The sequence below is a fragment of the Planococcus sp. PAMC 21323 genome (assembly GCF_000785555.1).
In the GTDB taxonomy this organism is placed as follows: Bacteria; Bacillota; Bacilli; order Bacillales_A; family Planococcaceae; genus Planococcus.
The window spans coordinates 1,700,458-1,716,215 of the sequence record NZ_CP009129.1 but is presented as its reverse complement, the minus strand read 5'-3'; the positions used below and the strand labels follow the sequence as shown (position 1 = coordinate 1,716,215).

At 35.9% G+C, this 15,758-nt stretch carries 14 protein-coding genes; 5 read left to right on the top strand and 9 right to left on the bottom strand.

All coding sequences use genetic code 11. The features are described 5' to 3' along the window. Nucleotides 1-9: 9 nt before the first annotated feature. Nucleotides 10-2,871 (top strand): ATP-binding protein, encoded by a 2,862-nt coding sequence (locus PLANO_RS08705; RefSeq protein WP_038704078.1) that lies wholly within the window; start codon nucleotides 10-12, stop codon nucleotides 2,869-2,871. Between the two features lie 45 nt (nucleotides 2,872-2,916). Here PLANO_RS08705 and PLANO_RS08700 read toward each other — a convergent pair whose 3' ends face one another. Genes PLANO_RS08700 through PLANO_RS08685 form a run of 4 tightly spaced genes read right to left on the bottom strand, consistent with a single transcriptional unit; the run spans nucleotide 2,917 to nucleotide 7,351 of the window. Then, nucleotides 2,917-3,273 (bottom strand): response regulator transcription factor, encoded by a 357-nt coding sequence (locus tag PLANO_RS08700; RefSeq protein WP_038704077.1) that lies wholly within the window; start codon nucleotides 3,271-3,273, stop codon nucleotides 2,917-2,919. 18 nt (nucleotides 3,274-3,291) lie between these two features. Then, nucleotides 3,292-4,689: a glycosyltransferase family 2 protein gene (locus tag PLANO_RS08695; protein ID WP_038704076.1), complete on the bottom strand. Its 1,398-nt coding sequence runs from the start codon at nucleotides 4,687-4,689 to the stop codon at nucleotides 3,292-3,294. Further along, the gene (locus PLANO_RS08690) at nucleotides 4,689-5,741 is read right to left on the bottom strand and encodes a HEAT repeat domain-containing protein (protein ID WP_038704075.1); all 1,053 of its coding nucleotides are present in this window, start codon (nucleotides 5,739-5,741) and stop codon (nucleotides 4,689-4,691) included. Before PLANO_RS08690 ends, PLANO_RS08695 begins: the two co-directional genes overlap by 1 nt. Then, nucleotides 5,738-7,351 (bottom strand): GGDEF domain-containing response regulator, encoded by a 1,614-nt coding sequence (locus PLANO_RS08685; protein ID WP_038704074.1) that lies wholly within the window; start codon nucleotides 7,349-7,351, stop codon nucleotides 5,738-5,740. The genes PLANO_RS08690 and PLANO_RS08685 overlap by 4 nt, the downstream gene beginning before the upstream one ends. A 301-nt stretch (nucleotides 7,352-7,652) precedes the next feature. Here PLANO_RS08685 and PLANO_RS08680 point away from each other — a divergent pair, with 301 nt between their 5' ends. Then, nucleotides 7,653-8,753 carry a flavin monoamine oxidase family protein gene (locus PLANO_RS08680; protein WP_038704073.1) on the top strand — a complete coding sequence of 367 codons (1,101 nt, stop codon included), beginning with the start codon at nucleotides 7,653-7,655 and terminating at the stop codon, nucleotides 8,751-8,753. Between the two features lie 318 nt (nucleotides 8,754-9,071). On the opposite strand, the gene guaD is transcribed toward PLANO_RS08680, so the two are convergent. From guaD to PLANO_RS08655, 4 genes are all read right to left on the bottom strand, one after another. Next, nucleotides 9,072-10,421, bottom strand: a complete 1,350-nt coding sequence (gene guaD, locus PLANO_RS08670) for a guanine deaminase (RefSeq protein ID WP_038704071.1) — start codon at nucleotides 10,419-10,421, stop codon at nucleotides 9,072-9,074. 34 nt (nucleotides 10,422-10,455) lie between these two features. Beyond that, nucleotides 10,456-11,160, bottom strand: coding sequence for a purine-nucleoside phosphorylase (gene deoD / locus PLANO_RS08665; protein WP_038704070.1), 705 nt, complete (start codon nucleotides 11,158-11,160; stop codon nucleotides 10,456-10,458). A gap of 141 nt (nucleotides 11,161-11,301) precedes the next feature. Then, complete coding sequence (locus PLANO_RS08660; RefSeq protein WP_038704069.1) at nucleotides 11,302-12,018, bottom strand: Crp/Fnr family transcriptional regulator; 717 nt, start codon at nucleotides 12,016-12,018, stop codon at nucleotides 11,302-11,304. A 31-nt stretch (nucleotides 12,019-12,049) separates the two neighbouring features. Further along, complete coding sequence (locus PLANO_RS08655; RefSeq protein ID WP_038704068.1) at nucleotides 12,050-12,343, bottom strand: hypothetical protein; 294 nt, start codon at nucleotides 12,341-12,343, stop codon at nucleotides 12,050-12,052. A 174-nt stretch (nucleotides 12,344-12,517) separates the two neighbouring features. Between PLANO_RS08655 and PLANO_RS08650 the strand changes: the two genes are divergently transcribed. Then, complete coding sequence (locus PLANO_RS08650; protein ID WP_038704067.1) at nucleotides 12,518-12,955, top strand: hypothetical protein; 438 nt, start codon at nucleotides 12,518-12,520, stop codon at nucleotides 12,953-12,955. 110 nt (nucleotides 12,956-13,065) lie between these two features. On the opposite strand, the gene PLANO_RS08645 is transcribed toward PLANO_RS08650, so the two are convergent. After that, a complete protein-coding gene (locus PLANO_RS08645) occupies nucleotides 13,066-13,746 on the bottom strand; it encodes a Crp/Fnr family transcriptional regulator (RefSeq protein ID WP_038704066.1) in 681 nt (226 codons plus the stop codon). Nucleotides 13,747-14,162: 416 nt separating this feature from the next. On the opposite strand from PLANO_RS08645, the gene PLANO_RS08635 reads away from it, so the two are divergent. Then, nucleotides 14,163-15,065, top strand: a complete 903-nt coding sequence (locus PLANO_RS08635) for a glycine betaine ABC transporter substrate-binding protein (protein ID WP_052124305.1) — start codon at nucleotides 14,163-14,165, stop codon at nucleotides 15,063-15,065. A 186-nt stretch (nucleotides 15,066-15,251) separates the two neighbouring features. Further along, the gene (locus tag PLANO_RS08630; RefSeq protein WP_038704063.1) at nucleotides 15,252-15,758 is read left to right on the top strand and encodes an Rrf2 family transcriptional regulator; all 507 of its coding nucleotides are present in this window, start codon (nucleotides 15,252-15,254) and stop codon (nucleotides 15,756-15,758) included.

The following is a 15,758-nucleotide window of genomic DNA, read 5'->3' as shown; positions in this document are numbered from 1 at the left end:
AGGAACTAAATGCGGAATTCAAAAGAAAAAGGAATTAGACATAAATATCTGAAGCTAACTTTTTCATCGGTATTTATTTGTACATTAATTATTGTTGGGATCTATTTTTATATGAACGCTCAACAGCAAATATTAGAAGATGAATATACAGAACTAAGAGAGAAGCAAGAAACTTTTAGAGATCTTTCACAATCGTTAGACCAGCTATTTTTTAGAACTAGAGGTTTCTATGCTTTTCAAAATGAACAAGAGTTGGAAATGGCTTTCGAAGAATTAGAAATCTTAAAAAATTCGATTACTAAAATGAATAGTCTATCAATAACGCGACAAGAACGATTACAAATTATTGAACTTAGTAATTTTATTCGCTTATTTGAAGAAGATGTATTTCCTGCTGCAGTGGCATTAGTTCGCGAAGGTGATTATGAGGGATTACGAAATTTATCTAGTGGCGGAACAAATTCAACAGTGAATGAATTTGTGGCATTTTCAAATGAAAACGAAGCTGTCATAAGACTAGCACTTCAACAAGTAAATGAAAGCATGTTAGCGAAAGCTGAAAGCCTTTCTTTTGTTTTGATTTCACTATTTATTCTTTTATTCATTATTACAGCATGGATTATTTTAAGAGCGCTTAATGATATTGTAAAACCAGTAGAAGAAATGCGCGAATCAATAGAGGGGTTTGTAAAGGGTGATGAATTGTCCTATACGCCACTTAAACGTTCGGATGAGCTTGGTATTTTATCTATGACTTTTTATAATATGATTAACACCATTCAAACAAATCAAGAAAAACTTACTTCTCAAAATGAAGCTTTAATGCTGAGTAAAAGTGAGTTGCAGCAACAGCAAAATAGATTAAGAGAGTCGTTAGTCGAAACGGAACAAACAAAAGACCGATTGATTCGATATAATGATTTAAATCACATTTTGTCTTTTACATTAGATAAACAAAAGCTAATCGAGGCAACGCTCGAGTATTTTAGTGAAACTTACGAAATTGATACAGGAGCATTATGGCTACAAAAATCCGGCGAATACGCTTTAAAAGGATTTACACCTGAAATGTTTGAACAATTAAAAGATGAGCGAAGCGGATATCTTTTAACTCGCTTAAAAGAATGTGAAACATTCACAGTAAAAAGAGAAGCGCAACTGGAAAAAGGATTTGCATTAGAAACCGTATATATTCACGACTTATACGCTACTGTAAAAAATGAGAATCAAGAAAGTGTTGCATTGATTGGTTTGTCACGTGTGGGAAGAACGTTTTCAACTGAAGAAGAGCTGGACATTAGTGGACTTTTAAAACGGATTCACTTGGCTATCGATCGCATTCAATTATATGATGCCGCTGTCCATGAACGTACGCTGAATGAACGAATTATCAATAATATCAATGAAGGTATTCAATTTATTTCGAAAGACGGAGATATGGTTCAACATAATGCAACTATGTGTACGATGTTGAACTGCGGAAACGGACCACTTGATGCGTCAATTTCTCAAGAAATATGGATAAATCAAATGGCTGAGCAGACAACAACTCCTGAATCGATGTTTGAGTTTTTAAGCAGTTGTATTCATGAGAAAGACAAAGAAGCCAATACTTTCCGTTACACCGTAAAAGAGCCTTATGAACGTGTTATAGACGTATATAGTACACCGGTAATGGTTGAAAATGAGAAAAAAGGAACCATCTTTGTTCATCGAGACATTACGCGAGAGCATGAAGTGGATAAGATGAAGTCCGAACTTGTGAGCACCGTAAGTCACGAACTTCGTACGCCATTATCAAGTGTTCTTGGGTTTACAGAGTTGTTGTTAAATAAACAACTTAAGCCCGAAAAACAAGAACGTTATTTAAAAACGATTTATAAAGAAGCAAAACGTTTAACAAACTTAATAAATGATTTCCTCGATTTACAACGAATGGAATCTGGTGATCAAGTATATCGTATGGATAAATTACCAGTAAATGAGTTGATCATTGAAACGATTGAAAAATTCCGTACTCAAAATATGCATTCAATCGTTTTTATTGATGATGCGTCAGACGTAATTGTAGAGGGAGATCGTGAGCGTATCGCTCAAGTATTGATGAACTTAATTGGTAATGCTATTAAGTTTTCTCCTCAAGGTGGAAAAGTGACGATTTCTATGAAAAATGATTTGAACAACCTACGAGTTACGATAGAAGATGAGGGAATTGGTATTTCTACCGAAGATATACCAAAGTTATTTTCAAAATTCCAGCGCATTGATAATAGCTCAAGACGTAAAATTGGAGGCACTGGTCTTGGTCTTGCAATATGTCAGGAAATCATTCTCCAACATGATGGGAAAATTTGGATAGAATCAAAAGAAGAACATGGCACAACTGTTCACTTTGAATTACCGCTCGTTACAAAACCGCATGAACATACAAATTATGAAGGTGCAGAGGAAAACCCACCGGTTATGATTGTAGAAGACGATATGAGTCTTGCGTTGTTACTATCTGAAGAATTGAAAGTGAACGGATTTAAAGTAATTTATCATACAAATCCAAAAGAAGCTTTTAACGAGGCAAAACGTACACCTCTCGTTGGGGCGGTAGTTGATATCATGTTAGGTGAAGAATTAAGTGGTTGGGATCTTGTCGATATGATGAAAGAAGACCCGTTGACAAAAGATATACCAATCGTTATTTCTTCAGCTTTGGATCCATCATCGGATGCTCAGAAAATAAATAAAATCAGTCATTATTTAACGAAACCCTATGCTCCAACAAATTTATCAAAAGTGATGAAAAAATTACTAGATGCTCAAAATCGTGATGGTGCTATTTATTACGCATCGAAAGATTATCAAGAAACGGAAATATGATTTTAAGCCAAAAACGTACAAGCCCTCAAAGGACTTGTACGTTTTTTATGATGCCAATATATTTTCAACTAGTGATAATAATTCCATTGGACTAAATGGTTTAGACATAAAATAGTCTGCTCCTGTAGAAATAGCTTTTTCTCTATCAGTATCTTGTGCTTTAGCTGTCAACATTAAAACTTTTGTATAGTTTTGATCTTTTCTTACTTCTTCTAATACTTCTAATCCGGTTAGATGCGGCATCATATAGTCGAGAACTATTAAGTCATAATCATTATCTCTAATTTTTTGCAATGCCTCTTTACCATCTTCAGCTTCCTCGATTTCAAAATCATCTTCGAGCGTATCGGCTATCAAAATTCGTAAAATATCTTCATCGTCCGCTATTAATATTTTTTTCACTATAAATTGCCTCCTAACTTAACTGGAAATACCTTTACGTTTCATATCACCCCAATGAGCTTTTTTGCGAAATGCGGCAAAAATTCCTTGGATCCTCCAAACAATCATAAGTGGACGGTACCAAAAAGCTTCTGTTAAAGCCCAAAAGTATAGGCGTATCAAATGGGATACTTTCGGATATTTATGGAGAGTTAATTCTTCTAATAAAACCGCTAATGCAGAAATCAGAGAGCCATATAAAACGGTCACAATAAACATAATGGCTGCAATAGTTGGGTCGACAAGTGAGAAGAAAAATCCGCCAAAAATGATGAAGTAGCCTAAAAATTCAAATACTGCTCCAAGCAATTCGATAAAAAGAAAGTAAGGCATTGAAAGCATCCCAACGGCACCATATTTCGGATTAAACATCATTTTTCTATGAGTCCATAAAGTTTCAAATAATCCGCGCTGCCAGCGTATACGTTGGGATCTGAGTACTTCTAGCGACTCAGGTGCTTCTGTCCAACAAACCGGATCCGGTACATACTCGATTCTTTGCTTGGATTTTTCTTCTCGTAGTAGTCGGTGTAACCGGACTACCAATTCCATATCTTCGCCAACTGTATTTTTATTATATCCACCGGCTTGAATGACACGTTCTTTGTTAAAAACGCCAAAAGCGCCAGAGACGATAAGTAAAATGTTTAACCGACTTAACGCTAACCGACCAATTAAAAATGCGCGGAAATATTCTACAATTTGCATAATGACGACTGGATGTCTAGGAAGGTCAATGATTTCAACCTTACTCCTTGAGATAGTAGAACCATTTGCGATTCGAACCGATCCACCAGTGACAATAACTTGTCCATCGGATTCAATGATTGGTTTCATTGTTTTATATAATCCATCACTTTCTAAAATAGAATCCCCATCAATTGCACAAAAGTAAGGGAAAGAAGATAAGTTAATCCCCGCATTTAAGGCATCAGCTTTTCCTCCATTTGCCTTTTTAATAAGGCGGATATAGGGGAATATAGAAGACTGGTAAATAGCAATAATTTCGGCAGTCGGAATATGCGTTCGAAATGCGAATGGGATTTGAACCATTTTGAATTCTTTTATCATTTGTTCAGATGTCATATCTTTTGACCCATCATCGATTACTATAACTTCTTTTTGAGGGTACTCAAGCGCCAACAATGATCTTACAGTGCTAACAACACCAATTTCTTCATTATAAGCTGGAACAAGAATTGAAACTGGATATGTGTTTTGGTTTCTTGAAAGTCCTTCTGTTGACTCTCGTTGAACAAGATTATTTTCTCTTTTTACCTTACGGAAAGCGAGCATAAAAAGACCTAAATAACTTAAGCTTGAAAAAAGTAAATAAGCAATAATGAAATAAGATAGTATCGAGAAAAATGTATACATTATTCGTCACTTCCTAAAAGGGAGGCTTCCCATTGCGTAGCCATATCTCGTGCATAACGATCTGGATGATTCTCAGACAAATGACTTAGTAAAATATCGCCATCGGAAAACTGAGTCAATGCTTCAGCAGATGAATAACGAACCCACCACACAGAATCCCCAATCAATTCACTCAATACTTCTTGGTATCTTGATAATTGAAGCTTTCCAGCTATGCGGGCCGCAAACATTCTCTCTTGCCATGAAGAAGAATGAAAAAATGGCGTTAACAAATTGGGAGATGAAATATATTGTAAGTGTTGAATTGATTTTAAGGCTTGAATTCTTAACTCCTCATCATCACTTTGTAATTCTTCCTCTATGCGAGGAAGGAATTCGATTAATCCTATCATTCCAATATAGGAGATAGCAGCATGTTTAAGAACTTTGTTATTCTTTTCATTTTTTAAAGCAGCATCTAACTCTTTTAATTGAATGTCCATTTCAAGTCTTTTAAATACGTCGATATACAATCTTACAGGTGCGTCCGAATATTGAGCCAAGACAGATAGAGTCATTGGTTCATTTAAAGAAGTTAAAGTTCGAATAAGTTGCTGTGTTTCTTGGTCTAGTCGAGATGATTTTTGTAACTTTTCTTTAAGCAATGGCGAAAGAGATTTCATATGAAAATCTTCAATAAAATACAGTGTATTCATCCGTATGGCCCATTCTCTACGGTTAAGCCTTTTTTTATAAATTTTAGTTAAATATTTTTCGGATAATTGAGCAACTTGTGGAGAATTGGTACTGCCTCTTGTAACAGCTACATAATGATTTAATAAACGTTCTAAAACGACGGTTTGGTTAGAAGTCGTCCTGATTTCTTCAAGAAATCTGTCATCGGTCGGGTCCAACATATATGAGCTGAAAGATTCAGTTAACAGTTCATATTGTTGATTGATCGTTCTTTCTCTTTTGTTTAGTAGTAGCTTTCGTAAAGACAAAACTAATAACAAAAGAATTTGGGCAAGGACTAAAATTACAATAACTAGCCAGAAAAAATAAATGTTCATGAAAACAGCCTCATTGTTAGACGTTGTACTCGTGCAACGACTTCCTGTGCATAGAATGGTTTCAAAATATAATCATCTGCACCACTTCGTAATGCAAGAACAATATCCGATTCATTTGAACGCGAGGTAAGCATTGATATAACAATGTTGTCATTTGGATACTGATCACGTACATGATTTAAAACTTCTAAACCATCCATCTTCGGCATCACTCCATCAAGTAATATCATGTAATTTTCCTCTGGCTTGTACCAATCCGACTCAATAAAACTAACACCATCTGCAAACTCTTCTATATTTATGTCGAAATCATCAGGTTTCCAACCAGAGAATTGTTTTGAAATTAGCTTACGTACAAGTGAGTCGTCATCTACGATGATAATGTTAAGTTGACGTCTTAATTCATTATCAGCGACTTCAAACAGCATTGTCTGATTTCGGCCATTTTTTTTCGCTTGGTACAAAGCTTGATCGGCTTTAGTTACTAATGTGTCTTGCTTATAACGATACTCACTTATCCCAGCTGAAAATGTTACGTGAAATTGTTCATTAGATTGATCGGTGAAAGGAATTTCAGCAAACTCTAATCGAATTTCTTCTACCATAGATATAGCAGTATGTGCGGTAGTATCTGGAAGGATTAACGCAAACTCTTCGCCTCCATACCTAAAAAAGTAATCCGACTCTCGTTTCATCTTCAATAATAATTGGCTAAAAGCTTGCAAAACCTCGTCCCCTACAGGATGCCCATAACTATCGTTTACTTTTTTGAAATGATCCAAATCGAATAGGACTAGTGTGAAAGTTTTCTTGGTTTTCTCTGACAGTGTAGTCATTTGTGCCAGCACATCATTAAAGTATTTTCTATTACCAGCACCAGTTAATTCGTCAAAAAGTGTTTCTTGTAGAATCATTTTTTGATGTCGTAAACGATTTAAAACATAAGGGACAAATAAAGACATATTCAAAGGTTTAGAAATGAAATCTGTAGCACCTATTTCCATCGCTTTTATTTGATTTTCGATATGATCCTCCGTACTTGTAATTGCAAGTGGAACATATAAATTTTTAGCGGGTTCGTAAATTCTAGAAACCAAATCAAATCCATCTACATCCGGCAGTTGGAGGTCTATAATAACCATTTGAGGCCGCAATGTATAAAATAATTCAATTCCTTTTTTACCGTCTAGCGCAATAATTACTTGAATTCCATATTCTTGCAATGATTCTTTAATATAAGATGCTAATTCAGCATCGGCATCAATTACTAAAACAAACGAGTCGTTAGTAGGAATGTCTTTTTTTAACTTTACAGTTAGATCTGTACTATCAGCAACAGTTTCTTCTTCAATAAAATAACTTCTTAAGGAGAACATTAAATTCTCTAAGGAGTCGATTGGCAGTAAGATTTCACTGTTCTCCTCAAAAAACTCTAATTGTGTTCCGCAAAAAATTGACACATCTAGTAAACCAATTGTGCCTGCTGTGCCCTTCATCGTATGTAGAAAACGATACACATCTCGCTCTTGAATTTCTTTTTGTTTTGTCCATTTCAAAAAATCTTTTTCCATTCGATCCCAGAGCATAACTTTATAATTTGTTTTAGACATGTTTACACCTTCTTAAAAAATAATATCTATATACTTCCACTATACTATAAAAATTCCTATTTTGCGTTTCTTGGTAACTGTTAAATATCAGTTTCAATGTGTACATAGAATATAGCTATTGTCAATTATATGAAAATAAGAATAGTTTAAGTAATAGATTGAATGGGAAACTAGAGAATAGTAAATGACAAAGATAAATAACTAGGTACTTCGCGCAATTAAAGGTAATGTATTATTATAGGCGGGCTTAAACTAAATATAGAAAAAAGAATAGTGGAAATCAAAAGTAGGAGGTAAATATATGGAGAAACCAATTATTATTGTAGGTGCGGGTTTGAGCGGATTACGCGCTGCCTCATTGCTTGAAGAACAAGGCATTTCATATAAAGTAGTCGAAGCAAGAGATAGAATAGGTGGTAGGGTATTAAGTGAGTCTGTTCCTAACCAAGAGAATTTAGGGAGATATGATCTTGGACCAACTTGGTTTTGGCCACAATATGAGCCGATGATAGCAAGCTTTGTTAAGGATCTAAATTTGGAAACGTTTGTTCAACAAAATGATGGAGATTTACTTGTTGAACGATTTCAACGAAAACCACCTGAACGCTGTGCAATGCAAGAAAACGTTCATGAAAGAGGCGTACGGATCAAGGGAGGGATGCAATCATTAATTGATGCAGTGGCCTTAAAAATCCCTTCCTCTATGATTAAACTAAAAACACGCATTAAAAAAATCTATTTAGACCAAGCAGGTGAGATAGTTGTTGAAGTAGTAAAAGAAGAGGGAGAGACAGAACAACTTTGTGCTGCTCAAGTCATTTTGGCATTGCCGCCCCGACTTATAGCTAAGCATATAGAATTTTCTCCAGCTTTACCTGAAGATCTCATGATAGATATTTCAGAAAAACCAACCTGGATGGGTTCACAAGCTAAAGCAGTTGCAGTCTACGATCGACCATTTTGGAGAGAGTCCGGACTATCTGGTCTTGTGCTAAGCTCAGCAGGTCCTTTGCAAGAAATCTACGATGCTTCACCTCAAGAAGGCGCAGGAGCGTTATTCGGCTTTTTTGGGATAAATTCAGAAGTACGTCAACAAATGGGGCAAGAAAAAATCACTGAATTGGTTACCAATCAATTGATCAAGCTTTTTGGTAGCGGAGCTGAAAAGCCGCAAGCTATTCTGTATAAAGACTGGTCAAGCGATGCAGAAACTGCAGTGAACGAAGACTCGAGTCCGTTTAAAAATTACGGAAGCTACGGTCAACCGCCGACTTCTGGCATATGGCATGAAAAGTTACTATTCGCCGGAACAGAAACAAACGCACAATTTAGTGGCCATCTTGAAGGCGCACTACATTCTGCTGAAACGGTGGTAGAGAAAATCATTTCTTTACGAAAGTAGTTTATTTTTTATTTTTTTGCAGAGGCGGAAAGGTAATGCACTTTTCTTATAATAAGTTAGAGACGAAAGGGAAGTTTAGAAGAACGGTGTTGTTTAACTTTTTTACAGTCCTGCTTATCATCCTGCTATTTTTAACATCGCAACTAATATTTGAAGTAAAAATACTCCTATCACTTGTTTTAATTGGCGTAGGAATTTATCAAACTAGAAGAGATTATTTAAATCTAAAAAAGATCAATGTAATAGTTCCATAGCAGACAACTAATTAGTTTATAATAAAAACCTTCTGAGCTCTATCGGTCAGAAGGTTTTTGACGTTTATTTAAGTTGCTCGCCTTGTACAAAAACTGCAACGATATTATGACGCTGTGTCATATATAATATTTTTTGGAAAATATCTTCAAGTGAATTAAAGCCATCAAAAATGGGCATAGATGCGTCAGTAATTTGCGTATCAATAATCTGTGCATCAAAAGCATAAGTTTCCGCTAATCGACCAACTGGCAGACTAATGCTTTCTCCACCACCCGCTGTCGCAAAATAAAATGCTTCATTCACCGTAATGCGGGAATTAGCTCGACCGCGTTCACTTGCTTGTTTAGACGTATCGACCCCATCTTCTAGCATTCGTGAAGAAATAACCGCCTGACGAATAGCAGAGTAAATGCTAGGGTCGTAGCCTGCTGATAAGTCAGTACCAAGTGCTATTTCCACACCCATTTCAGAAAAATGTTTGATAGGAATAACGCTATTTGCAAAATAAGCGTTGGAAATAGGGCAGTGAGCTATGGCAGTGCCTTGTCGAAGATAGGTTTCGGCATCATCATCGCTTAGAAAATTAGAGTGCGCCATGATCGCTTTTTCAGTCAATAAACCAAAACCATCCAATACTTGCGCATCGTTTATACCGAAACGTTCTTTTACGTGGTCATGTGCCCAATCACTTTCGCTGCAATGAGAGGTAATATGTACGTCATACTGTGCCGCAATTTTACCTAAGCCCGATAATGCTTCAGTTGTACAACTCGGTACAAATCGCGGTGTTACAACTGGATATACACCTTGTTTGGTTGTGTTATTTAATAGTTGTACACGTTTAATAAACCGCTCTGTTCCGGCTAACGCCTCATCTAAACTCTGATCTCGGTAAAATTCTGGATTTTGAGAAGGTTCGTCCATCACAACTTTACCAACAAGACCGCGTTGCCCTTTTTTAGCACAAATTTCAGCGAGTAAATAACTCGCTTCTTCGTGAATCGTCGCAAAATATAAAGCGGTAGTCGTACCATTTGCTAGCAGGGTATCGACTAGGTGACTGTATGTCTTTTTTGCAAAACTAATATCCGAGAACTTTGCTTCTAGTGGAAATGTATACGTATTAAGCCATTCATAGAGCGGTAAATCAAGTGCGGTACCAGTTTGCGCCCATTGAGGTGCATGAATATGAAGATCGACAAATCCAGGAAGTAAGTATTGACCTTGCGTAAGTTCAAGAAAGTTTGCGTTCTTTTGAGCTTGCCGGATAACGGTCTCGTAATCAGCTTCATTTGGAGAAATACGTCGAGCAATAAAGCCTTCATCATTAATACAGAAAAGATGATTTTCTAATATCTCAACATCTTGTTTGGTTAGACTCGAAAAAGCTGTCCCTTTGATTACTTTTATCATAAAATTAGCAGCCTCACTCTTCTTGTCAATACATTTATTTTTCGACTGTTTCTAATGCTACTTCTACCATATCATTGAAAGTCGTTTGTCGTTCTTCAGATGTGGTTTGTTCACCAGTTAGGATATGATCGCTAACCGTCAACAAAGACAAACCATTCACACCAAATTTAGTGGACAAATAATAAAGTGCAGCCGTTTCCATTTCAACAGCTAATACACCGTGCTTGCTTAATTTCTTCATTTCTTCTTGGTCTTCTGTGTAGAAACTATCAGAAGAAAATACATTACCTACATGAAGGTGCAGTCCTTTTGCTGTTCCAATGTCATACGCATTCTTTATTAAGTCAAAGTTTCCAATTTGGGGGAAATCAACGCCAGGAAAGTTTTTTCTAATGAGTGCTGAATCAGTTGCTGCTGCTTGTGCAATAATGATATCACGGATGTTTACATGCTGTTGGATAGCCCCGCATGTGCCGATACGCACTAGATTTTTAACGTGATAATCGTTGATTAACTCGTGAATATAAATTGATGCAGAAGGCATACCCATTCCGGTACCTTGAACGGAAACGCGGTTTCCTTTATATGTTCCTGTATAACCCAGCATATTACGAACAGTGTTGTGGCAAACGACATTTTCAAGGAAATTTTCGGCAATGTATTTTGCACGTAAAGGATCTCCTGGTAATAACACAGATTCAGCAATTTCTCCTGCTTTTGCTTCAAGATGAAAACTCATTGTAAAACCTCCATATTTGTTTTTAATACTATACAGAACATAGTAGCACGGAAGTTAAAAATCGCCTGTAAACAAAATCACCTTGTTTTTGTGAACTATTTCACAAAAAAAGGTGATGAGAGGGGACGTGTATAACTTTGTTTATAAGCTATTCCATTTGCGAAGCATTTGAATTTCTTCTGCTTGCTGGCAAATAGACTCTAACTTTTTCATATCTAAAATATAAATATTCTTTTCGCGGATCTCAATTAATTTCTCCTCTTGAAATTCGTTTAAAGTTTTTGACATAGATTCTCGTGTAATGCCAAGCATCGTTGCGAGCAACGATTGATTGATTTTCACATCTACTTTGTAACTATCTTTTGTTTGCTCACCGAAATTAAAATAAAAATCGATAAGTAAATTTGCTACCTTTGTTCGAACATCATACAAACTCAAATATCGGATAAGACGATTTAAAATGCGCGTGCGTTCGACGAGAATCATATAAGCGTTTCTCAATATCGTTGGATATTTTTCAACAAGTTCTAAAAAATCTTTTTTTCGGATTTGCCAAGCAGCTACACTTTCCAAAGCTTCTATTGAAGAAATTCGATAATTAACGAGTGATAAAGCTTCAACTTCTCCAAGGATTTCGCCTGGTAGTGCAAAGCTAAGAACGATTTCTTTGTCTTCATGCAATCGGAAAATTTTCAGTTTGCCTGATCGGATAATGTATATATCTTCACTTTCATCATTTTCAAACATCAGCATATGATTTTTCTTGAATTGACGTTCTTTTAATAAAGGAAAAATATCATTTAAATCACTCTCTGGAATTCCTGTGAAGATGGGGGTTTCTGATAGGTTTTCAAGCATTGTGTAGGCATCCTTTCAAAGAGTCAGCTTCCTATTGATTACGACGACTTTCTTTGCCTTTATGGTATTCAGCTAGAAATTTTTCGTGTCTTTTATTTTCTGCATAAGTCCAAACGAGATAAACTAAAATTGCACCAACTAGAGAAAAAATTGTCATATAAAATAGAAAATCGATATCAATCGCTTTAGTAATCGTTGGCTCGCTTAGCGAATCGGTTCCTGAATACGTATAAGTTGTCCAAGGTGTTTCATAATCAAAAAATAATGCAGTAACGATTATTCCTAATAAAATACCTGCTATTAGTGATATCGATACTTTTTTCATTTTAATCGGCTCCTTTTAAAGAAGATTATACACTGAAGAAAATGGGAATTATATGGTCAAAAAAAACTGTGAATATTATCGCAATTTAATTTTATAATTAAGAAATTTGTTAGCTAGCTTACATTTTTATTTTGAAAGATAAGGTACATTAGTAGAAAAGAAGGGGTGAGAAACATGGTAATGCCACAACAAACATCCAGTGTTTCTAACTATACGAGTATTGTGAAGGCTGCTTTAATCGGCAGTACAGTTGCAGGTTTCCTGTTTGGGATTTTCATGCAAATGATGGGGATGATTACAGTAATCGCATCAATGGCTGGTAGTGACAGCTTAGTTGTGGGATGGATTATGCACATGATGATTAGTTGGATTTTCGGCCTTGGGTATGGAGCAATGACCTATTTTTCATCTCGTTACTATATATTAGGGGTAATTCACGGTGTAATCATTTGGATAGTAGGACCACTTCTTGTCATGCCAATCATGATGGGCATGGGTCCAATGTTTGGGCAAATGTTTGCTAGTGATCAATTGATGAGTTTAGTTACTCACTTAGCATTTTCGTTAATCTTAGCGGCGGTATTCAGCCGTCTCGTAAACAAACATGCATAAAGAAAAATGAAAACCTTTCAAAAAATACCTAGCAATATATAGGGTAGTTTGCGAAAGGTTTTTTCTTACCTAAAAATAGTTAGTTACAGTCAATATTCTTCTATGACAAACTAGTCCATAATGATCTTTTTAATTTCATCTGCTTTTATCGAGTATCCTAAAAGGTTTTTCTTAAGCAAACCCTCTTTTTTTAATTTACTCATTAATAGAGAAATGGTTTCCCTTGAAGACCCGACCATTGTGGCAATATCTTCATGCGTAATTCTGATATGAATAGTTTGCCATTCCTTTTCGCGTTTACCACTTTTTTCACTCATTTTTAATAATAGAAAAAGTGTGCGAAATCGAATATCTCCCAATGCTATTTTTTCACTTATATCATGTGTTTCTTTTAATTGATTCGATAAAATTTGGATGAGCTTAAACGATACTTCGGGAGTAGCTTTTATAAAGGCTTCAAACTTAGCTTTGTTCATCGTGCACAAATAGCAGTTAGTCATAGCTTCGGCGTACGTTTCTTTATCTGTCAGCATAAAAGATTCCGTTTCACCAAAGACATTGCCATCGATTAAGATATCAGTAGTGAATTGTTTTCCTTGTGAAGTCATTCGATACAAACGAACCTGCCCTTTTTTTAGAAAAAACAATACATCTAGCGGCTGTTCAGGTATTAAAATTTGCGTACCTTTTTTCACAGGTGTCATTGTGCTGTTTTTATCAATTATTTTAATATCTTTCATCGGCAGTTCATCAAATAGGTTTATTTGCGAAAGGAGCGTCAATTTATCCATGATTAAATCCCCCTTTTCTTCAATAAAGACTCCAGAATATGTGAATATACTTTTTGTCATACCTGGGTGCACAAAATGCATAGAAATAGAAAGCAAGTTGGCAGGACTTAATGTTGTTTTTCAAGTATACAATATTTTCGAACATCGTTCTTTGCTACAGAATGTACCAATCGAAATAAAAAGGCAAGGTTTTCCTCTTTTAAAATGCTTGGATACCTATTATTCTTACACAGATTTATCCGATAACTAGTAAATCTAAAAAAGCTCATTAAAATGTGTAAGTTACACTTTAATGAGCTTTTTTCTTAAAGGTAAATATAAAAGTTATAATAATAGAATGAAAATTCAGAATTAGGGTATAAGATTTTGAAAGAACAAGTCGAAGATCTAAGCAATCAACAATAGGAGGAATGAGAATGTACAAAAAGTTGTTGGGGACGTCCATAATCGTTGCGGTCACCATTTCGGGATGCAATTCGGCAGAAGAAGAAAAGGATCCACTGGTTATTGGAGGAAAGCCTTGGACTGAGCAATATATTTTGCCTTATATTTTGGGTGAATACATAGAGGCTAATTCAGACTATACGGTTAAATATGAAGACGGCTTAGGAGAAGTGGCAATTCTTACACCAGCTTTAGAAAAAGGCGATATAGATATGTACGTTGAATATACTGGAACAGGATTTAAAGACGTGCTGAAACTACAGGCAGAACCAGGACAAACATCTGAAGAAGTGCTTCAAGCGGTTCGAGAAGGCTATGAACAAGAACTGGGTGCAACATGGTTAGAACCATTAGGATTTGAGAACGGTTATACGCTAGCTTATTCTAAAGAAAGTGGCATTGATGCGACAAGTTATTCTGAACTGGCAGAACTCACTCGTTCTCAAGATATCTCTTTTGGGGGACCTCATTCTTTTTATGAACGAGCGGGAGATGGCTACGAGGATTTGAAAAAAGCTTATGACTTTAATTTTTCTGCTACGGAAAGTTTTGATCCTTCGATTATGTACGAAGCAGTAAAAAATGGGGATGTAAACGTTATACCGGCCTTTACAACAGATAGTCGAATCGATTTGTTTGAATTAATAACAACAAAAGACGATTTGAATTTCTTTCCGAAATACGATGCTGTTCCGGTAGTTCGATTGGAAACATTAGAAGAGTACCCGGACTTGAAAGATGTTTTAAATAAGCTTGGTGGTCAAATTAGTGCTGAGGAAATGTTGGTGATGAATGCGAAAGTGGATATCGATAAACTCAAGCCAGACGATGTAGCCCGTGAGTTTCTTATCCAAAAAGAACTCATTAAAGAATAGGACTGAAGAACTTAGTCAATAAAAATATACAAAAGCAGGCAACCGCCGGAAGCGGGTTGTCTGCTTTTTTTTTTTGTATAAAGTGTGAGTTTTTTATTGCAATTTCTCTAAAAGAGAGTATTATAACTTAATAGATGTTTCGTATCCATAATGGATAAACAAAATAGATGAAAAGAGGTAATAACTATGCAGTTAACTAAAGGTGTAGAACAAGCAATCTGCATAATCGTGTTATTAGCAACACAAGAAAGCAGTGCACCCCTTGCTTCAGATGAAATTAGTAAAAGGCTAGGGGTATCGCCTTCTTATATGAAGAAAATTACAAGAAAGCTGGTTGTAAAAGGAATTGCCGTGTCGGTATCAGGAAATAACGGGGGCGTTTCTTTAGCAAAACCAGCGACGGATATTACTATGCTCGACGTGATTGAGGCGATGGAAGGTCCAATCAAGCTTTATCCGGATACCGGGTTGATTCGACATGCTTTTAAAGATGGTGTATTAGCACAAAAAGGACAAGAAATTCTTCAAAATGTTTTTGAACGAGGAGATCGCTTGTTAATCGAGTACCTTTCTAAAGTAACGGCGGCAGATCTTTTAAAGGAAGGGCTTGGAATGTCGAACTTGCCATCATTAAACTGGAACCAAGAAACCTTGAGCGATGTATTGAACAAAGAACAGGATGATCAGAAGTGA